Origin of the sequence: Mycolicibacterium diernhoferi (genome assembly GCF_019456655.1) — a bacterium.
Lineage (GTDB): Bacteria > Actinomycetota > Actinomycetes > Mycobacteriales > Mycobacteriaceae > Mycobacterium > Mycobacterium diernhoferi.
This window is the reverse complement of the sequence record NZ_CP080332.1, coordinates 4,906,847-4,922,140: the sequence shown is the minus strand read 5'-3', so window position 1 is coordinate 4,922,140 and position 15,294 is coordinate 4,906,847. Positions and strand designations below refer to the sequence as shown.

Annotated in this window: 13 protein-coding genes; 9 read left to right on the top strand and 4 right to left on the bottom strand. The window is 67.9% G+C overall.

The window, feature by feature from the left end:
- Positions 1–144 precede the first annotated feature (144 nt).
- From K0O62_RS23210 to K0O62_RS23185, 6 genes are all read left to right on the top strand, one after another.
- Positions 145–873: a lytic transglycosylase domain-containing protein gene (locus K0O62_RS23210; protein ID WP_073858938.1), complete on the top strand. Its 729-nt coding sequence runs from the start codon at positions 145–147 to the stop codon at positions 871–873.
- Positions 874–967: 94 nt separating this feature from the next.
- Positions 968–2,257: a phosphopyruvate hydratase gene (eno, locus tag K0O62_RS23205; protein WP_073858858.1), complete on the top strand. Its 1,290-nt coding sequence runs from the start codon at positions 968–970 to the stop codon at positions 2,255–2,257.
- A gap of 9 nt (positions 2,258–2,266) precedes the next feature.
- Complete coding sequence (locus tag K0O62_RS23200; RefSeq protein WP_220045474.1) at positions 2,267–2,971, top strand: FtsB family cell division protein; 705 nt, start codon at positions 2,267–2,269, stop codon at positions 2,969–2,971.
- Positions 2,964–3,455: a DUF501 domain-containing protein gene (locus K0O62_RS23195; RefSeq protein WP_097934253.1), complete on the top strand. Its 492-nt coding sequence runs from the start codon at positions 2,964–2,966 to the stop codon at positions 3,453–3,455. The genes K0O62_RS23200 and K0O62_RS23195 overlap by 8 nt, the downstream gene beginning before the upstream one ends.
- Complete coding sequence (locus K0O62_RS23190) at positions 3,452–4,399, top strand: Ppx/GppA phosphatase family protein (RefSeq protein WP_165637015.1); 948 nt, start codon at positions 3,452–3,454, stop codon at positions 4,397–4,399. Before K0O62_RS23195 ends, K0O62_RS23190 begins: the two co-directional genes overlap by 4 nt.
- Before the next feature lie 31 nt (positions 4,400–4,430).
- Entirely contained in the window at positions 4,431–5,081 is a 651-nt protein-coding gene (locus K0O62_RS23185) for a hypothetical protein (protein WP_073858073.1), read from the top strand.
- 77 nt (positions 5,082–5,158) lie between these two features.
- Here the strand turns inward: K0O62_RS23185 and K0O62_RS23180 are convergent, their stop codons facing one another.
- A complete protein-coding gene (locus K0O62_RS23180; protein ID WP_097934255.1) occupies positions 5,159–6,082 on the bottom strand; it encodes an MPT63 family protein in 924 nt (307 codons plus the stop codon).
- A 360-nt stretch (positions 6,083–6,442) separates the two neighbouring features.
- On the opposite strand from K0O62_RS23180, the gene K0O62_RS23175 reads away from it, so the two are divergent.
- The gene (locus K0O62_RS23175) at positions 6,443–7,240 is read left to right on the top strand and encodes a siderophore-interacting protein (RefSeq protein WP_073858072.1); all 798 of its coding nucleotides are present in this window, start codon (positions 6,443–6,445) and stop codon (positions 7,238–7,240) included.
- Here K0O62_RS23175 and K0O62_RS23170 read toward each other — a convergent pair.
- Complete coding sequence (locus K0O62_RS23170) at positions 7,237–11,637, bottom strand: lectin-like domain-containing protein (protein ID WP_220045473.1); 4,401 nt, start codon at positions 11,635–11,637, stop codon at positions 7,237–7,239. The two genes, K0O62_RS23175 and K0O62_RS23170, sit on opposite strands and share 4 nt — an antisense overlap.
- Positions 11,638–11,986: 349 nt before the next feature.
- Positions 11,987–12,583, bottom strand: a complete 597-nt coding sequence (locus K0O62_RS23165) for a TetR/AcrR family transcriptional regulator (protein ID WP_073858070.1) — start codon at positions 12,581–12,583, stop codon at positions 11,987–11,989.
- A gap of 51 nt (positions 12,584–12,634) precedes the next feature.
- Between K0O62_RS23165 and K0O62_RS23160 the strand changes: the two genes are divergently transcribed.
- On the top strand, positions 12,635–13,471 hold the full coding sequence (locus K0O62_RS23160) for a mycofactocin-coupled SDR family oxidoreductase (RefSeq protein ID WP_073858069.1): 837 nt from the start codon (positions 12,635–12,637) through the stop codon (positions 13,469–13,471).
- Positions 13,468–14,649 (top strand): cytochrome P450, encoded by a 1,182-nt coding sequence (locus K0O62_RS23155; protein WP_073858068.1) that lies wholly within the window; start codon positions 13,468–13,470, stop codon positions 14,647–14,649. Before K0O62_RS23160 ends, K0O62_RS23155 begins: the two co-directional genes overlap by 4 nt.
- Before the next feature lie 6 nt (positions 14,650–14,655).
- Here the strand turns inward: K0O62_RS23155 and K0O62_RS23150 are convergent, their stop codons facing one another.
- Positions 14,656–15,147, bottom strand: a complete 492-nt coding sequence (locus K0O62_RS23150; RefSeq protein WP_079244216.1) for a MarR family winged helix-turn-helix transcriptional regulator — start codon at positions 15,145–15,147, stop codon at positions 14,656–14,658.
- Positions 15,148–15,294: the final 147 nt, after the last annotated feature.

Here is a 15,294-nt window from a genome sequence, read left to right as displayed (position 1 = left end):
AACGGCCGCTTCGATATCAGAAGCGCGGGGTTTTGAGGGAGTGCCTTGTCCGACGTAGGGAGTGTGTCGTCCCCGGCGTCGACCGTTCCCGCAGTAGCCTCGGCGCCCCCGGTGCAGTCGGCGACGCCCACCGAACCGCATCCGATGCGGGCCCGCTGGCTGCGAGTGACCGCCGTCGTGGTCGCCACGCTGCTCCTGCTGGCGTCCAGCTGTTCCTGGCAGACCGGCAATCCGATCCCCGAAGGGGTGCCGCCTCCGGCGGGCGCCCCGGTCCCCGAGATCGACACCAACGCCACCGGCCGGCCCGCCGATGCGCTCAGCGAGTGGGCCGCCGACCTGTCCCCGGTGGTCGGGATCCCGGCCAAGGCGCTGGAGGCCTATGCCTACGCCGCCCGGGTGGCCCAGGTCGTCAACCCGAAGTGCAACCTGGCCTGGACGACGCTGGCCGGTATCGGGATGATCGAGAGCCACCACGGCACCTATCACGGCTCCGCCATCGCCGCCAACGGCGACATCACACCGCTGATCCGCGGCGTGCAGCTCGACGGCACCCGCGGCAACATGGAGATCCTCGACACCGACAACGGCGAACTGGACGGTGACGCGCAGCTGGACCGGGCGATGGGCCCCATGCAGTTCATCCCGGAGACCTGGCGGCTGTACGGGGTGGACGCCAACAACGACGGCGAGATCAGCCCGGACAACTTCGACGACGCCGCGCTGTCGGCGGCGGGCTATCTATGCTGGCGGGGCAAGGACCTGTCCACGCCGAAGGGCTGGATGCAAGCTTTACGCGCCTACAACCTGTCCAATCAGTACGCACGCAACGTCCGGGACTGGGCCACTGCCTACGCCGAGGGACGCCCGCGGTAGCTCACGCTGAACGCACCCCCGCGTTGGCCAACCCTTAGGCTCTTGGTCGAGCGTCAGACCCGTCATCTCATCGTCGTGTTTCTAGGAGGAGCCCGTGCCCATCATCGAACAGGTCGGAGCCCGCGAGATCCTCGATTCTCGTGGTAACCCGACAGTTGAGGTCGAGGTGGCCCTGATCGACGGAACGATCGCCCGGGCCGCGGTGCCCTCGGGCGCGTCGACCGGCGAGCACGAGGCCGTCGAACTGCGTGACGGCGGTACCCGGTACGGCGGCAAGGGCGTCGAGAAGGCCGTGGAGGCGGTTCTCGACGAGATCGCGCCCGCGGTCATCGGCCAGTCCGCCGACGACCAGCGGCTCGTCGACCAGGCTCTGCTGGACCTGGACGGCACCCCGGACAAGTCCCGGCTGGGCGCCAACGCGATCCTGGGCGTCTCGCTCGCGGTCGCCAAGGCCGCCGCCGACAGTGCCGGGCTGCCCCTGTTCCGTTACCTGGGTGGACCCAACGCCCACATCCTGCCGGTGCCGATGATGAACATCATCAACGGCGGCGCGCATGCCGACACCGGTGTCGACGTCCAGGAGTTCATGATCGCGCCGATCGGTGCGCCGACGTTCAAGGAGTCGCTGCGCTGGGGTGCGGAGGTCTACCACTCGCTGAAGGCGGTGCTCAAGAAGCAGGGTCTGTCCACCGGCCTCGGTGATGAGGGCGGCTTCGCCCCGGACCTGCCGGGCACCACGGCCGCACTCGATCTGATCGGCACCGCCATCGAGGCGGCCGGCTTCAAGGTCGGCACCGATATCGCCCTGGCGCTGGATGTGGCGGCCACCGAGTTCCACACCAAGGGAACCGGTTACGCGTTCGAGAACGAGACCCGCACCGCCGAGCAGATGGCCGAGTTCTACGCCGGCCTGCTCGACGCCTACCCGCTGGTCTCCATCGAGGATCCGCTGGATGAGGACGACTGGGATGGCTGGGTCGCGCTGACCGCCGCCATCGGTGACCGGGTGCAGCTCGTCGGCGACGATCTGTTCGTCACCAACCCGGAGCGCCTGGAGGAGGGCATCGACAAGGGTGCCGCCAACGCGCTGCTGGTGAAGGTCAACCAGATCGGCACGCTGACCGAGACGCTGGACGCCGTGGCGCTGGCGCACAACAGCGGTTACCGCACCATGATGAGCCACCGCTCCGGTGAGACCGAGGACACCACCATCGCCGACCTGGCGGTGGCGGTGGGCAGCGGCCAGATCAAGACCGGTGCGCCGGCCCGCAGCGAGCGGGTGGCCAAGTACAACCAGCTGCTGCGCATCGAGGAGGCCCTCGGCGACGCCGCCCGGTACGCCGGTGACCTGGCCTTCCCGCGGTACGCGGTGGAGAGCAAGTAGTTTCGTTTCATGCCCGACGCGAAACGGCCCGATCCGCGCCGCCGCGGCCCTGCCCCCAGGCCGGGCAAGGCGGGCGCGGCGGGCCGTCCGCGGGGTGCGTCGACGCGCCGCGAGCCCCGGGCGATCGAGAGCCGAGAGGGTAAACAGGCCCGCGAGTCCGCCAAGGCGGCCGAGACCGGCGCCGAGGATTCCGGACCGGACACCGTCGCCGCGGCGATCCGCAGGTCGGTCACCGAAGCGAGCGAACAGCACGCCGATCAGCGGTTCGGGTCGGCGGCCCGGCGGGCGGCGATCCTGGCCGCGGTGGTGTGCGTCCTGACGTTGACCATCGCCGGCCCGGTGCGCACCTACTTCGCCCAGCGAACCGAGATGAATCAGTTGAAAATGGTTGAAGCACAACTGCGTTCGCAGATCGCCGATCTGGAGCAGCAGAAGATCAAGCTGGCCGACCCGGTGTTCATCGCCGCCCAGGCCCGGGAACGGCTGGGCTTCGTGATGCCCGGCGACATCCCGTATCAGGTGCAGCTGCCGCCGGGGGCCGCCGCCGAACCGGAGGCCGGTCCGCAAGCACCCACGGCCGTCTCCACCGACCCGTGGTACACCTCGTTGTGGCACACCATCGCCGATGCCCCGCACCCGCGTTCTCCTGTCATCCCGCCCGCGCCGGATGCTCCGCCCCCGCCCGCCCCGCCGACCCCGCCCGCCGGTGGTTGAGCCGGAGGACCTGGACGCCGTCGCCCGCCAACTCGGGCGTGAACCGCGCGGCGTCCTGGAGATCGCGTACCGGTGCCCCAACGGCGAGCCCGCCGTGGTGAAGACCGCGCCGAAGCTGCCAGACGGCACCCCGTTCCCGACGCTGTACTACCTGACCCACCCGGCGCTGACCGCCGCGGCGAGCCGGCTGGAGTCCTCGGGACTGATGCGGGAGATGACCGAACGGCTGGCGCAGGATCCGGAACTGGCCGCCGCCTATCTGCGCGCCCATGAGTCCTTCCTGGCCGAGCGGGACGCCATCGAACCGCTGGGCACCACCTTCACCGGTGGCGGCATGCCGGACCGGGTGAAATGCCTGCACGTGGTGATCGCGCACTCGCTGGCCAAGGGGCCGGGGGTGAACCCGTTCGGTGACGAGGCACTCGCGGTGTTGGCGGCCGAGCCCGGGATGGTCGGCATCCTGGACCCCGAGGTGTGGACGTGACCGTCGGCGCCATCGACTGCGGTACCAATTCCATCCGGTTGCTCATCGCCGAACCCACCCCGGACGGACTGCGCGACGTGCACCGCGAGATGCGCATCGTGCGGCTCGGCCAGGGCGTGGACGCGACCGGTGAGTTCGCGCCGGAAGCGTTGGCGCGCACCGAGGCTGCGCTGTCCGATTACGTCGACCTGATGCACGGACACGGGGTGGACAAGGTGCGCATGGTGGCCACCTCGGCGGCCCGTGACGCCGGCAACCGCGACGAGTTCTTCGCGATGACAGCCCGGCTGCTGGGCACGGTGTCGGCAGGCGCGGTGGCCGAGGTGATCACCGGTACCGAGGAAGCCGAACTGTCCTTCCGTGGAGCCGTCGGCGAACTGGATTCTGCCGCAGCGCCTTTCGTGGTGGTCGATCTCGGCGGGGGATCCACCGAGTTGGTGCTCGGCGGCGGGCCGGGGCACCCCGGGGTGACCGCCTCCTTCTCCGCCGACATCGGATGTGTGCGGCTCAAGGAGCGCTGCCTGCATTCGGACCCTCCGACCGAGACCGAGATCGCCGCCGCCCGTGCGGTCGTGCGTGAGCGGTTGGCCGAAGCGCTGCAGGCGGTGCCGGTGGACGGTGCGCACACCTGGGTCGGGGTGGCGGGCACCTTCACCACGCTGGCCGCGCTGGCGCACCGGCTGCCGGTCTACGATCCGGCCGCGATTCACCTGTCCCGTACTGCCTTCAGCGATCTGCTGCCGGTGTGCGCGGAGTTGATCTCGATGACCGGACCGGAGCGCTCGGCGCTCGGGCCCATGCACGAGGGGCGTGCGGACGTCATCCCGGGTGGGGCGATCATCGTGGAGGAACTTGCCCGGGTGATGGCGCAGCGGGCCGGCCTGGACGAACTCGTGGTCAGTGAGCACGACATCCTGGACGGTATTGCACTGTCCATCACCTAGCGTAGAGCGGGACACCTCAGGAGGGAGTGGCGTGAGTACCTGGAATCAGGGTGGGGGCCCGCCGCCCGTCGTCCCGCGTCCCCCGGCGAAGCGGGGGCCCAACGTCGGCCTCATCGTCGGGATCGCCGCCGCCGTGGTGGCGATCGGCGCCGGGGCGACGTATCTGGTGTTGCGGCCGTCCTCGCCGGACGAACCCGCGCAGCAGCAGGCGGCCGAAACAGCAACGGCGGAAACCACTTCCGCCGAGTCGGATGCCGACAATCCGAATTCCCGGCTGATGAAGGCGATCCCGAAGGGCTATCCGGCCGGGGCGTGTGAACCGGTGGCCAGATTGGCCGGTGCGATGTCGACCATCGCCTGCACCGTCAACAAGGATCCGGGCGGACCGATGTCGGCGACCTATTCGTTGCTGACCGGATCCGATGCGCTCAATGCGGCCATCGAGGACCTGGCGTCCACAACCACCGTGGTCGACTGTCCCGGCCGGATCCAGTCACCGGGTCCGTGGCGGCGCAATGCCACCCCGCACGAGGTCGCCGGAACCCTGGTCTGCGGCATCCAGAACGACAACCCGATGCTGGCGTGGACCAACATCGACGAGCAGATGATCGCCGTGGTGCAGGGTCGCCCGGCGGGGCCGACGCTGGACCACCTGTACACCTGGTGGTCCACCCACTCCTGACGCCTCAGAGCCGAAATCGGCGCCCCGGTCCGTCGCGGACCGGGGCGCCGATGTTCGTATGACGCGGGTACCGGTGCTTACGCCGGCGGCGCGACGACCGGGGTGGTGGTCGGTGCCGCGCCCTCGGGCAGCGGGGTGCCCTGGCTACCGGCCTCGGCCGGTGCGGCCTCCGCAGCCGGGGCCGCCTCCGGTCCGTGGGCGGTGCCTTCGGCCGGAGCGGCCGCCGCGGCCGGAGCCTCCTGGATGCCGGCCGGGGTCGTGCCGGGCTCGCCCTCGGGCAGCGGGGTGCCCTGGCTTCCGGCCGGGACCGGGGCCGTCTCGGGGGCACCCTCGGGCAGCGGAGTGCCCTGGCTACCGGCGGGCACCGCGGTCGGTTCCGGGGCGGTCGCCTCGGCCCCGGCGGGGGCGGCCGGCGTCTCGGGAGCTTCGGTGGTCGTGGTCTCCGCTGTCTCGGCGGCCGGCTCCTGGTAGCTGCGGGTTTCGCCGACCGCCGATCCGGTGCTCGGTGCGGGCGGCGGGGTGAGCCAGACGATCAGATCGTTGGCGTTGGTGGCGTAGACGACGCTGTCCGGCGCGGCACCGGTGACATCGAAGTAGATCTTGCCGCTGGTCTGCTGCCCCTGCGCCAGGGTGGACGGATTCACGCCCTGGGGGGTCGCGACACCGAACAGCGCGCGGTAGGTCTGGCCGTCGGCGGCCCGCGCGTTGAAGTTGGACACGATCGGGGTGGCGTTGCCCTGCAGGGCCTCATCGGTGGCGGTGGCCTCCCACAGGGTGCCCTGCACCGCGTGGGGGATGGTGTCGGTGCTGACCTGCAGCCCCGTCACCGTCCAGCCCTGGACGACGTCGCCGTCGATGAGCTTGGCCTGGCTGCCGAGCTCGGTGGTGTTCACGGCGATCTGTTGTTCGGCAATCGCCGTCGGTGCGGTGGCCGCGGTGATCGCCCCCGCGGCGGCAATGGCCGCGGCCGCAAACGCGGCCGCGATCTTGGTGGTATTCACGGTGTTTCACTCCTGAGTCGTCCGATAATCGGCGTCCCCCCCGGTGGGGTGCACACAATTAGCGAAGTTAGCAGGTCAGCAGGGCATACGGAACAGCGCAACTGTCCCGTCGGGTCAGTCTCCGCCACTTTGAGCCGTTGTTCAAAAATCGCGACACGGCAGTCCAGCAACCACGATGGGGCGCATACCTTACTTTGCTGCGCCGGTCAGCGGGTTCCCTGCCGGCCGGGTGCTAACTCGGTCGGGTTTGCTCCATACGCCTGTATTGCCGCTGCTGCGGTTATCGAAAGCGGTGCGGTGAACTCGGCCCCGGAGGCGGTCAGGCGGTGTCCTCGCGAGCGCCCTGGCTAGCGTGGCGGGGTGCACAAGTCGTCGGCGTCCGTGGTGCGGGTCCAGGATCTGAACGCGCGGTTGCGCAGAATCACGCTGCGGGTGGACGACCCCGGGGCGCTCGACGTGCGGCAGGCGGGTGACTCCGCGGTGGGGGTGTACTTCCCGGGCGGGCAGGGCCGAAACTACACCGTGCGCCACTGTGACGGTGACCTGATCGACATCGACGTGGTGCGCCACGGTCCCGGCGTCGCCACCACGTGGGCGGCCGGCGCCGGCCCCGGCGATCGCGTCGGGCTCGACCACGCGCGTTCCTGGTATCTCCCTGGCCCGGGCACCGACTGGCAACTGCTGGTGGCGGATCTGTCGGGGCTGCCCGCCGCCGCCCGCATCATCGAGAAGCTGCCCGGCGGCGTGCCGGTGACCGCGATCGTCGAGGTGGCCGAGGATGAGGACCTCGACTATCTGCCGACCCACCCGGACCTCACCGTCGTGGCCAGCGTCGGGACCGGAAACGGCTATGCGGCAAGCAATCTTGCGCATCTGGTTCGTGAGCTGGAGTTGCCGCCCGGTCGCGGGTACTGCTGGTTCGCCGGGGAGGCCGCCGAATCACGAGCCGTCCGCAAGTACCTGCGGGGTGCCGGCTGGGCGATCGATCAGCTCGACGTCACCGGCTACTGGCGACTGGATTCCGAAGCCTGGGACGACAAGTTCGCACTGGTGTCCGAGGAGGTCGCCGCCGTCTGGACCCGCGCGGTCGCCGGAGGAAAGAGCCACCGGCTGGCCGATGAGGAGTTCGACGAGGCCCTGGAACGAGCGGGCCTCTAGCCCCGCTCGGCGAACGAGTCCCACACCCCCTGCAGAAACTCGTCGTCGGATGCCGTGAACCAATAGCCCGGAACCAGATCGCGGTAGGACCTGGAACTGCTGCGCTCCGATGCGCTTTGCATTGCGCTGACTTTCAGCGCCCGCGCCGGAGCAACGGAGGCACCCACACCCGGGCCGGAAGTGGGTGCTTGTCCTTCGTAGGTGGCGGCGAGGGTGAAGTTGCGGATGCTTTGGGTGTTGCTTCTGCCGCCGGTGCCGGCGGTGAATCCGATGTGGGCGTAGTTGGAGTCGCCGAGGAACGTGTTGATGATGTTGGCGGTCAGTGGTGTTGCGGTGGGTTGGCCGTTGATGGTGTAGCTCATGGTTTGGGTGGTGGCGTTCCAGGTGACGACGACGGTGCGCCAGGCGCCGTTTTCGAGGTTGGGCAGTGCGGTGGGGGTGCTGGCGTAGGTGCCGTCGGTGTCGAGGAAGCCGGTGTGGTCGGCGGCGATGTCGGCGCCGGGCATGCGGGAGGTGTTCAGGTGTGCGGTGGTGCTGTTGTAGGTGTCGAATTCGATGGCGAGTCCGTTTTGGATTCCGCCGACGCCCAGGCCGCTGCCGGTGGTGCCGATGGCGTTGACGCCGCGTGGATCGTTGTGGAACACCAGGGCTGCGCCGTCGCCGCCGGAGTCGTTGGTGCCCAGGTTGATGTCGAAGGCGAGGGTGAAGTCGTGGCGCATGTCGATGCGTTGGGTCGACATCGCGGCGCCGGCTTGGTAGGTGGATTTGGTCAGGGTGAACACGTTGTTGGCGACGGTCGCACTGCCCTTCGGTGACAGCACCACCCCGGCCTGCGGCGTGACCGTGACGCTGACCTGTGCGGACCTCTGCATCGTTCCGTCGGAGATCGTGTAGGAGAATCCGTCGAATCCGAAGAAGCCGGCCCTGGGCGTGTAGGTGATGGTGTTGTCGATGTTTCGCGTCGCCGTGCCGTTCACCGGGTTCGTCACCTCGATGAGCGTCAGCGGGTCATTGTCGGGATCGCTGTCGTTCGCCAGCACATTGATGGTCACCGCCTTACCGGCTTGCGTCGTCGCCGTATCCGAACCCGCGAACGGCGGGTTGGCGGCGGGTGCTTGTCCTTCGTAGGTGGCGGCGAGGGTGAAGTTGCGGATGCTTTGGGTGTTGCTTCTGCCGCCGGTGCCGGCGGTGAATCCGATGTGGGCGTAGTTGGAGTCGCCGAGGAACGTGTTGATGATGTTGGCGGTCAGTGGTGTTGCGGTGGGTTGGCCGTTGATGGTGTAGCTCATGGTTTGGGTGGTGGCGTTCCAGGTGACGACGACGGTGCGCCAGGCGCCGTTTTCGAGGTTGGGCAGTGCGGTGGGGGTGCTGGCGTAGGTGCCGTCGGTGTCGAGGAAGCCGGTGTGGTCGGCGGCGATGTCGGCGCCGGGCATGCGGGAGGTGTTCAGGTGTGCGGTGGTGCTGTTGTAGGTGTCGAATTCGATGGCGAGTCCGTTTTGGATTCCGCCGACGCCCAGGCCGCTGCCGGTGGTGCCGATGGCGTTGACGCCGCGTGGATCATTGTGGAACACCAGGGCTGCGCCGTCGCCGCCGGAGTCGTTGGTGCCCAGGTTGATGTCGAAGGCGAGGGTGAAGTCGTGGCGCATGTCGATGCGTTGGGTCGACATCGCGGCGCCGGCTTGGTAGGTGGATCTGGTCAGGGTGAACACGTTGTTGGCGACGGTCGCACTGCCCTTCGGTGACAGCAGCGAGTCCGATGGCGGCGGGTTCTTCGACTCGATGAGCAACCGGGTGATGGTGCCGGCCATGTTCGCGACATACATGTATCCGTCCGGGCCCTGTTTGAAGGCGATGGGGACAGTTGTGCTGCGGTACAAGAATTTCACATCGCTGCGGTTGTTGGCATCGGCGACGAACACGGTGCCCGCGTTGACATCGGTGAAGAAGATGTCGTTGCGGAACTCGGCCGGATACCGTGACCCGGTGTAGGCCGCGTCGACACCCACGATCGCCCCGGCCTGGAATCCCGGCGCGCCGGGATCGTGCGAGAAAGCGCGATAGGCCGGAGTGATCTTGATGGTGCCGTTCGCGACCGCGGCGTAGAAGGCGGCGGCGCTGGGAGCATTGCGCGCGGCGTCCGCGGGAAGCGCGTCGTAGCCGGGGGTTTTGAGCAGGACACCGTTGTCGCCGCCCTCGAAGTACGGCCAACCGAAATTGGCTCCCGCGTGGCCGCTCTCGATCTCCTCCCAACTGAACCAGCCGGTGTTCGCCATGAACAACCGCCCATCCTCGGCGAACCCGATCGAGAACGGGTTGCGCAGGCCCAACTGGTAGACCTTGGCGTGGTTGGCGTTGAGGTCATCGCCGGGCTTGACGAAGGGGTTGTCGGACAACCCCAGTCCGGTCAACGGGTCGATGCGCAGGATCTTCCCGGAGAGACTGTTGATGTTCTGCACACTGACACTGCGCGGATCCGTCGCATTGAACGACGTGCCGTCGCCGATCGACACATAGAGCGCACCGTCCGGACCGAACGCCATCGATCCGCCGGCATGGCTGAGCGAATCGACCTTGATGTAGTTGTCGACGTACTGACCCGTCTGGGCGTTGAATCCGGATTCGGCCTGGCTGAAATTGCTTGTGCTGTCGACGACTCCGGCTCCGCTGATGTCTTGCAGGGTGCGCGGGGTCAACCCGGTGCCACCCGGAGCGGCCGGGGCGCCGCCGAGCAGGATGACCTCGCTGTTCGGTACGGCGGTGGTGTAGTTGGTCGCCGCATCGGCGGTGAAGCGAACCAGATAGGCAAAGCGGTTTCCGCCACCGTCGGGGCGCGCATTCGCGTTGGCCTGGCCCGCGGTACCGGCGGGATCGACGACATAGAAGGCGTAGAGGTAACTGTTCCCCGGCAGGCCTGGTTTACCGAAATTCGGGTGCAGCACGATGTCCATCAGGCCGCGGTCCTGAATGTTGTTCACCTTCGCGCTGATATCCACGAAGACGGTCTGAACGCCGGTATCGGTGTCGACGACCTTGATGATGCCGCCCTTCTCCGCGACGTAGATCAATGACGGATCGTGGGACGAGAACTCCATCGCCAGCGGTTGTCCCAGCCCCGATGCCACCACCTGTTGGGTGACGTTGTAATTCGAGGTGAGCGGCGGCGACGGCGGATCGACCACCGGAGTTTCGTCATCCAGGATGTCGACGCGTGCGGTCCGCGGATAGAGCAACCGCGAGCCGCTGTCCACGTTGATGATCGACACCACGAAGGTCTCGGTCGACTCCGCCAGAGTGTCGTTGACGATCTGGACACTGATGAAGACGCGGTCGACATTCACTCCCATGGTGATAGTTCCGCCCTGGCCGATGTAATCCACGCCGGCGGTTGCGGTATCGGAGGTGATTCCGTATTCGATCGTGGACTCCCGGGTCAGGTCGCCCGTGCGGACGATGGGAATCAGCACGGTTCCCGCGGCCTCACCGACGGTCGGGCTGGATTCGAAGAAGATCGACGTCGTCGGCTGCTCGATCAGCGCTGCGGGCCCCTGCTCGTCGACCTGCCCGAGCGGTTCCCCTTGCAGCGTCTGGGCCAGGCCGGCGAGCTGTGCGTGACCGGTGACCTGCTCGCTGAAGTGCCGGCGGGCAGCGGACCCGAGTACAGCCCACATCGCCGACGAGTCCAGCCCGATCGGGCCCGGGTCGTGAACCGGCGGGTGACCGTTGCCCACCAGCCGGAACTCCTCGGACGCGCCCGGCGTGGACCCGGTCGGTGCAGCGAAGACGGCCGCTGCGGTTCGGTTGCTCCATTCGGTGGTCTGGTCCGCTGCTACCGGGACCTCGTTCGAGGGTAATTGCACTCTGGGAGAAGCGATTCGGGTTCCGGATGCCGGGGCGACCGCCGGTCGGGACGCGAAGCGGCCGGGGACTGAGTCCGAGTCGGCCGGTGCCGCTGTCCGTGTCGGAGCCGTCGGTGACACGGCCCGTCTGGCGTCGCTGTTCTTCCCGGCCGGGGCCACCCACCGGGTGGGGGCGGTCGGCGATTCGGGGGACCGCTCAGGCGCGACATCAGCGCCGACGACTTGCGACTGCTCCCGGTCGGGTTCGACCACATCGTCGGCGGGGGTGCGCGTCGGCGGGTCATCGTCGGTGGCACCGGCCGGCAGCGCACTCGCGATATCCGGATCATCTCCGGATCCGTCATCGGGGGACGGGCCCGTCGGGCCGGTCGCGGCGGGTTCGTTCGACGTCGACTTCGGCGCGGGCGACGTCGATTCCGATGAGTCCCTCGAGTCCGAGGAGGATGACGAGGGCGTCGATGTGGTCTCCTCCGCCCAAGCCGCGCCAGGTGCGCCGACGATCACGCCGCCGATGCCGAGGGCGACCGCCAATGCTCCCACGCGGCCGATGTGTGCGGCATACGGTGCGGGCCCGGTGATGGGTCGCAACAACCCCCGACTACAGTTTGCTGAAAACATAATCAACCCCCCGGTTGTGTTTCGCACTTGCCGCCGATGGCGGCGATTCCCTGGCCACAATATCGCACCAAATTACCTGCTGAAACAAGAGTTTGAGGCATTTGCTGGGCAGGTAGGCTGATCTGGAAGGCCGTGAAAGGCAGTGGATACTACGCCGACAATCCGGGGTCGAACAGTTGCTATCGAACTAGTTCCATGGGTTGGGGAGAGCTAGTGCTACCCGCCGATGAGATCTGGTCCTGCCCGTGGATCGCGTCCCTTGCGGCCTGGATCAGGCCGGCCCGGGCAATTCGAACCGGTCGAGATGGCGGTCGATGAACGCCTTGGCCTCCCGGTGGCCGCGGGAGATGCCCAGGCCCTGTTCCAGCACCATGATGCGAGCCAGGCTGGCCACGATCATGGACATCACCACCGGCGGGAACGCCTCGGTGTCCACTCCGTGGGCGCGCAGTGCCGCGCTCAGTGTGGCCTCCTCCAGATCGCGGAACCGCTGCGCGTAGGCGGCGATCTCGCCGGCGATGGCCTTGCGGTGGTTGGCCAGCGCCATGAACTCCATCCACAGCTGGGCGCCGGTCGCGCTGTTGAGCTCCCACAGCGCGTGCAGGGGTGTGTCCTGCCCGAGCGTCTGACGCTGACGGTCCAGATTGATCTCGGCGCCGGCCCGCAACACGGCGAGGTACAGCTCGTCCATGCTGGGGAAGTAGTAGTGCACCAGCGCAGGTTTCACCCCGGCCAGCGCGGCCACCCGGCGCGAGGTCGCCGCGGCGTATCCCTCCTCCAGCATGATCTGGGCGGTCGCCCGAATCAGCGCGCGCCGAGCGTCGGAATCGCCTTCCCTTGACCGTCTTGTCGCAGGGCTGCTAGACATGGCCGCAGTCTAGATGTTGGGCGACTGCCCAGGAACTCCTAGGACGGTGGCATGACTGGACGGGTCGAGGGCAAGGTCGCATTCATCACCGGGGCGGCCCGCGGGCAGGGCCGCAGCCATGCGGTGCGGCTGGCTGCCGAGGGAGCCGACATCATCGCCGTGGACATCTGCGCGACGTTCGAGAAATCACCCGCACTCGGCGCCACCACCGAGGATCTGGCCGAGACCGCCGAGCTGGTGAAGAACCTGGGCCGCCGGATCGTCACCGCCGAGGTCGACGTGCGTGATCACGCGGCGCTCACGGACGTCCTCGACAGCGGCGTCGAACAGCTGGGCCGGCTCGACATCGTCGCCGCCAACGCCGGTATCGGCACCACCGGGGTCCGGCTGGACCGGATGGCCGAGGACCTCTGGCAGGAGATGATCGACGTCAACCTCAGCGGCGTCTGGAAATCGGTGAAGGCCGCGGTTCCGCACCTGTTGGCGGGCGGTCGCGGCGGATCGATCATCCTGACCAGTTCGGTGGCCGGCACCAAGGCCTACCCGCACACCGGTCACTATGTGGCCGCCAAACACGGGGTGGTCGGGTTGATGCGCACCTTCGCCGTCGAGCTGGGCCAGCACAACATCCGGGTCAACTCGGTGCATCCCACCCACGTCAACAGCCCGATGTTGATGAACGAGAAGACCTATCGGATGTTCCGGCCGGATCTGGAGAACCCCGGCCCAGCCGACCTGGAGCCGATCTGCCGGACCTTCCACGTGCTGCCGATCCCCTGGGTGAATCCGGAGGACATCAGCAACGCGGTGCTGTTCCTGGCCTCGGATGAGGCGCGCTACATCACCGGGGTGACCCTGCCCGTCGATGCCGGGAGCTGCCTGAAATGACGGTCTACTACGACCCGTACGACGTCGGCATCGTGCACGATCCGTACCCCACCTACGCCGCGCTGCGCGACGAGGCGCCGCTCTACTACAACGAGAAGTACCGGTTCTGGGCGCTGTCCCGGCACGCCGACGTCGAACGGGCGCTGTCGGACTGGGAGAGCTTCTCCAACAGCCGAAGTGACATCCTGGAGCTGATCCAGTCGGATTTCGACATGCCCGACGGGGTGATGATGTTCGAGGATCCGCCGGTGCACACGATGCTGCGCGGGCTGATGTCGCGGGTGTTCACCCCGCGCCGGATGGCCGAGATCGAGGACCAGATCCGGGAGTTCTGCGTGCGCTGCCTGGATCCGCAGATCGGCTCCGGCGGGTTCGACATCATCGCCGAGCTGGCCGCCATGATGCCGATGCGCGTGATCGGGATGCTCTTGGGCATACCGGAATCCGAGCAGGTCGGGGTCCGCGATGCCAACGACGCCAACCTGCGCACCAAACCCGGGGCGCCGATGAAGGTGCGCGATGCGGACAAGATCGCCGACGGCCGGATCTACGCCGACTACGTGGAATGGCGTGCACAGAACCCGTCCGACGACCTGATGACCGCACTGCTCAACGTCGAGTTCGAAGATCAGGACGGCGTGCTGCGCAAGCTCACCCGCAAGGAGGTGCTGCACTACACCCAGGTGGTCGCCGGCGCCGGGAACGAGACCACCGGACGGCTGATCGGCTGGCTGGCCAAGGTGCTCGCCGAGCACCCCGATCAGCGCCGTGATGTCTGCCGGGATCGGTCGCTGCTGAACCGCGCGATCGACGAGACGCTGCGCTTCGAACCCACCGGACCGCACGTCGCCCGGTGGATGGCAAGGGATTTCCAGGCATACGGGCAGACGGTGCCGGCCGGTGACGCGATGCTGCTGCTGTTCGGTGCGGCCAACCGCGACCCACGCCGCTACACCGACCCGGATAGCTTCAACCTGCACCGTGACACCATCAGCCACCTCACCTTCGGCAAGGGGCTGCACTACTGTCTGGGCGCGAACCTGGCCCGGATGGAGGGCCGTGTCGCCCTCGACGAGCTGCTCAACCGGTTCCCGGAGTGGGAGATCGACTACGACACAGCGCAGTTGGCGCCGACCTCGACGGTGCGCGGCTGGGAGAAACTGCGCATCACATTCTGACGCCGGTCAATAGTCGAATTCGGGATCGGTCGGCGTCGGCATCGCGATGACGCTGTCGGCGAGCTGCTCGAGTGGCGCCAACGCGGTGTGCAGGGCCTCGATCTCGACCGGGCTCAGCGACGAGGTGATCACCTCATACATGTTGGCGACGGCATCCTGCTGGGCGGCAACGCCTCTGGGGGTGATCGTCACCCAGATGGTGCGGTGGTCAGATAGATCCCGGGTCCGCCGGACCATGCCCAGTTCCACGAGTCTGCGCACCGCCTTGGACATGGTCGGCGGTGCGACCTGCTCTGCGGCGGCGAGATCGCTCATGCGCAACGGGCCTCGGTCGTTCAGCAGGTAGAGCAGCGAACACTGGGTGAGGGTGAGCGTGCCCCCGGCGGTCCGGTCGTACTCCTGGCGGCGCATGGTCGACATGATCCTGAAGAGCTGCCAGTGCAGTTTCTCCGCCGCGTCCGGAATCGTGCGCCCGGCGCTCAGTTGGGGCTGGTGCACGATTCGGCTCCGTCTGACGTGGCTCCTCCTGCGGTCGGTGGGGCCGGCTCGAGCGACAGCGTAGGTACTCACCGCTGTGAAATCGCTGAGAGCGAGCCGAGGGCCGGTGGGCGGCGCAGGGGAGCGCCCCTCGGATACGCGGACGCG

What these genes read in the sequence shown, in the direction of transcription:
- K0O62_RS23210 (WP_073858938.1), top strand. Translation starts at nt 145, where the DNA reads ATGCGGGCCCGCTGGCTGCGAGTGACCGCCGTCGTGGTCGCCACGCTG.
- K0O62_RS23200 (WP_220045474.1), top strand. Translation starts at nt 2,267, where the DNA reads ATGCCCGACGCGAAACGGCCCGATCCGCGCCGCCGCGGCCCTGCCCCC.
- K0O62_RS23165 (WP_073858070.1), bottom strand. Translation starts at nt 12,583, where the DNA reads ATGTCTAGCAGCCCTGCGACAAGACGGTCAAGGGAAGGCGATTCCGAC.
- K0O62_RS23160 (WP_073858069.1), top strand. Translation starts at nt 12,635, where the DNA reads ATGACTGGACGGGTCGAGGGCAAGGTCGCATTCATCACCGGGGCGGCC.
- K0O62_RS23155 (WP_073858068.1), top strand. Translation starts at nt 13,468, where the DNA reads ATGACGGTCTACTACGACCCGTACGACGTCGGCATCGTGCACGATCCG.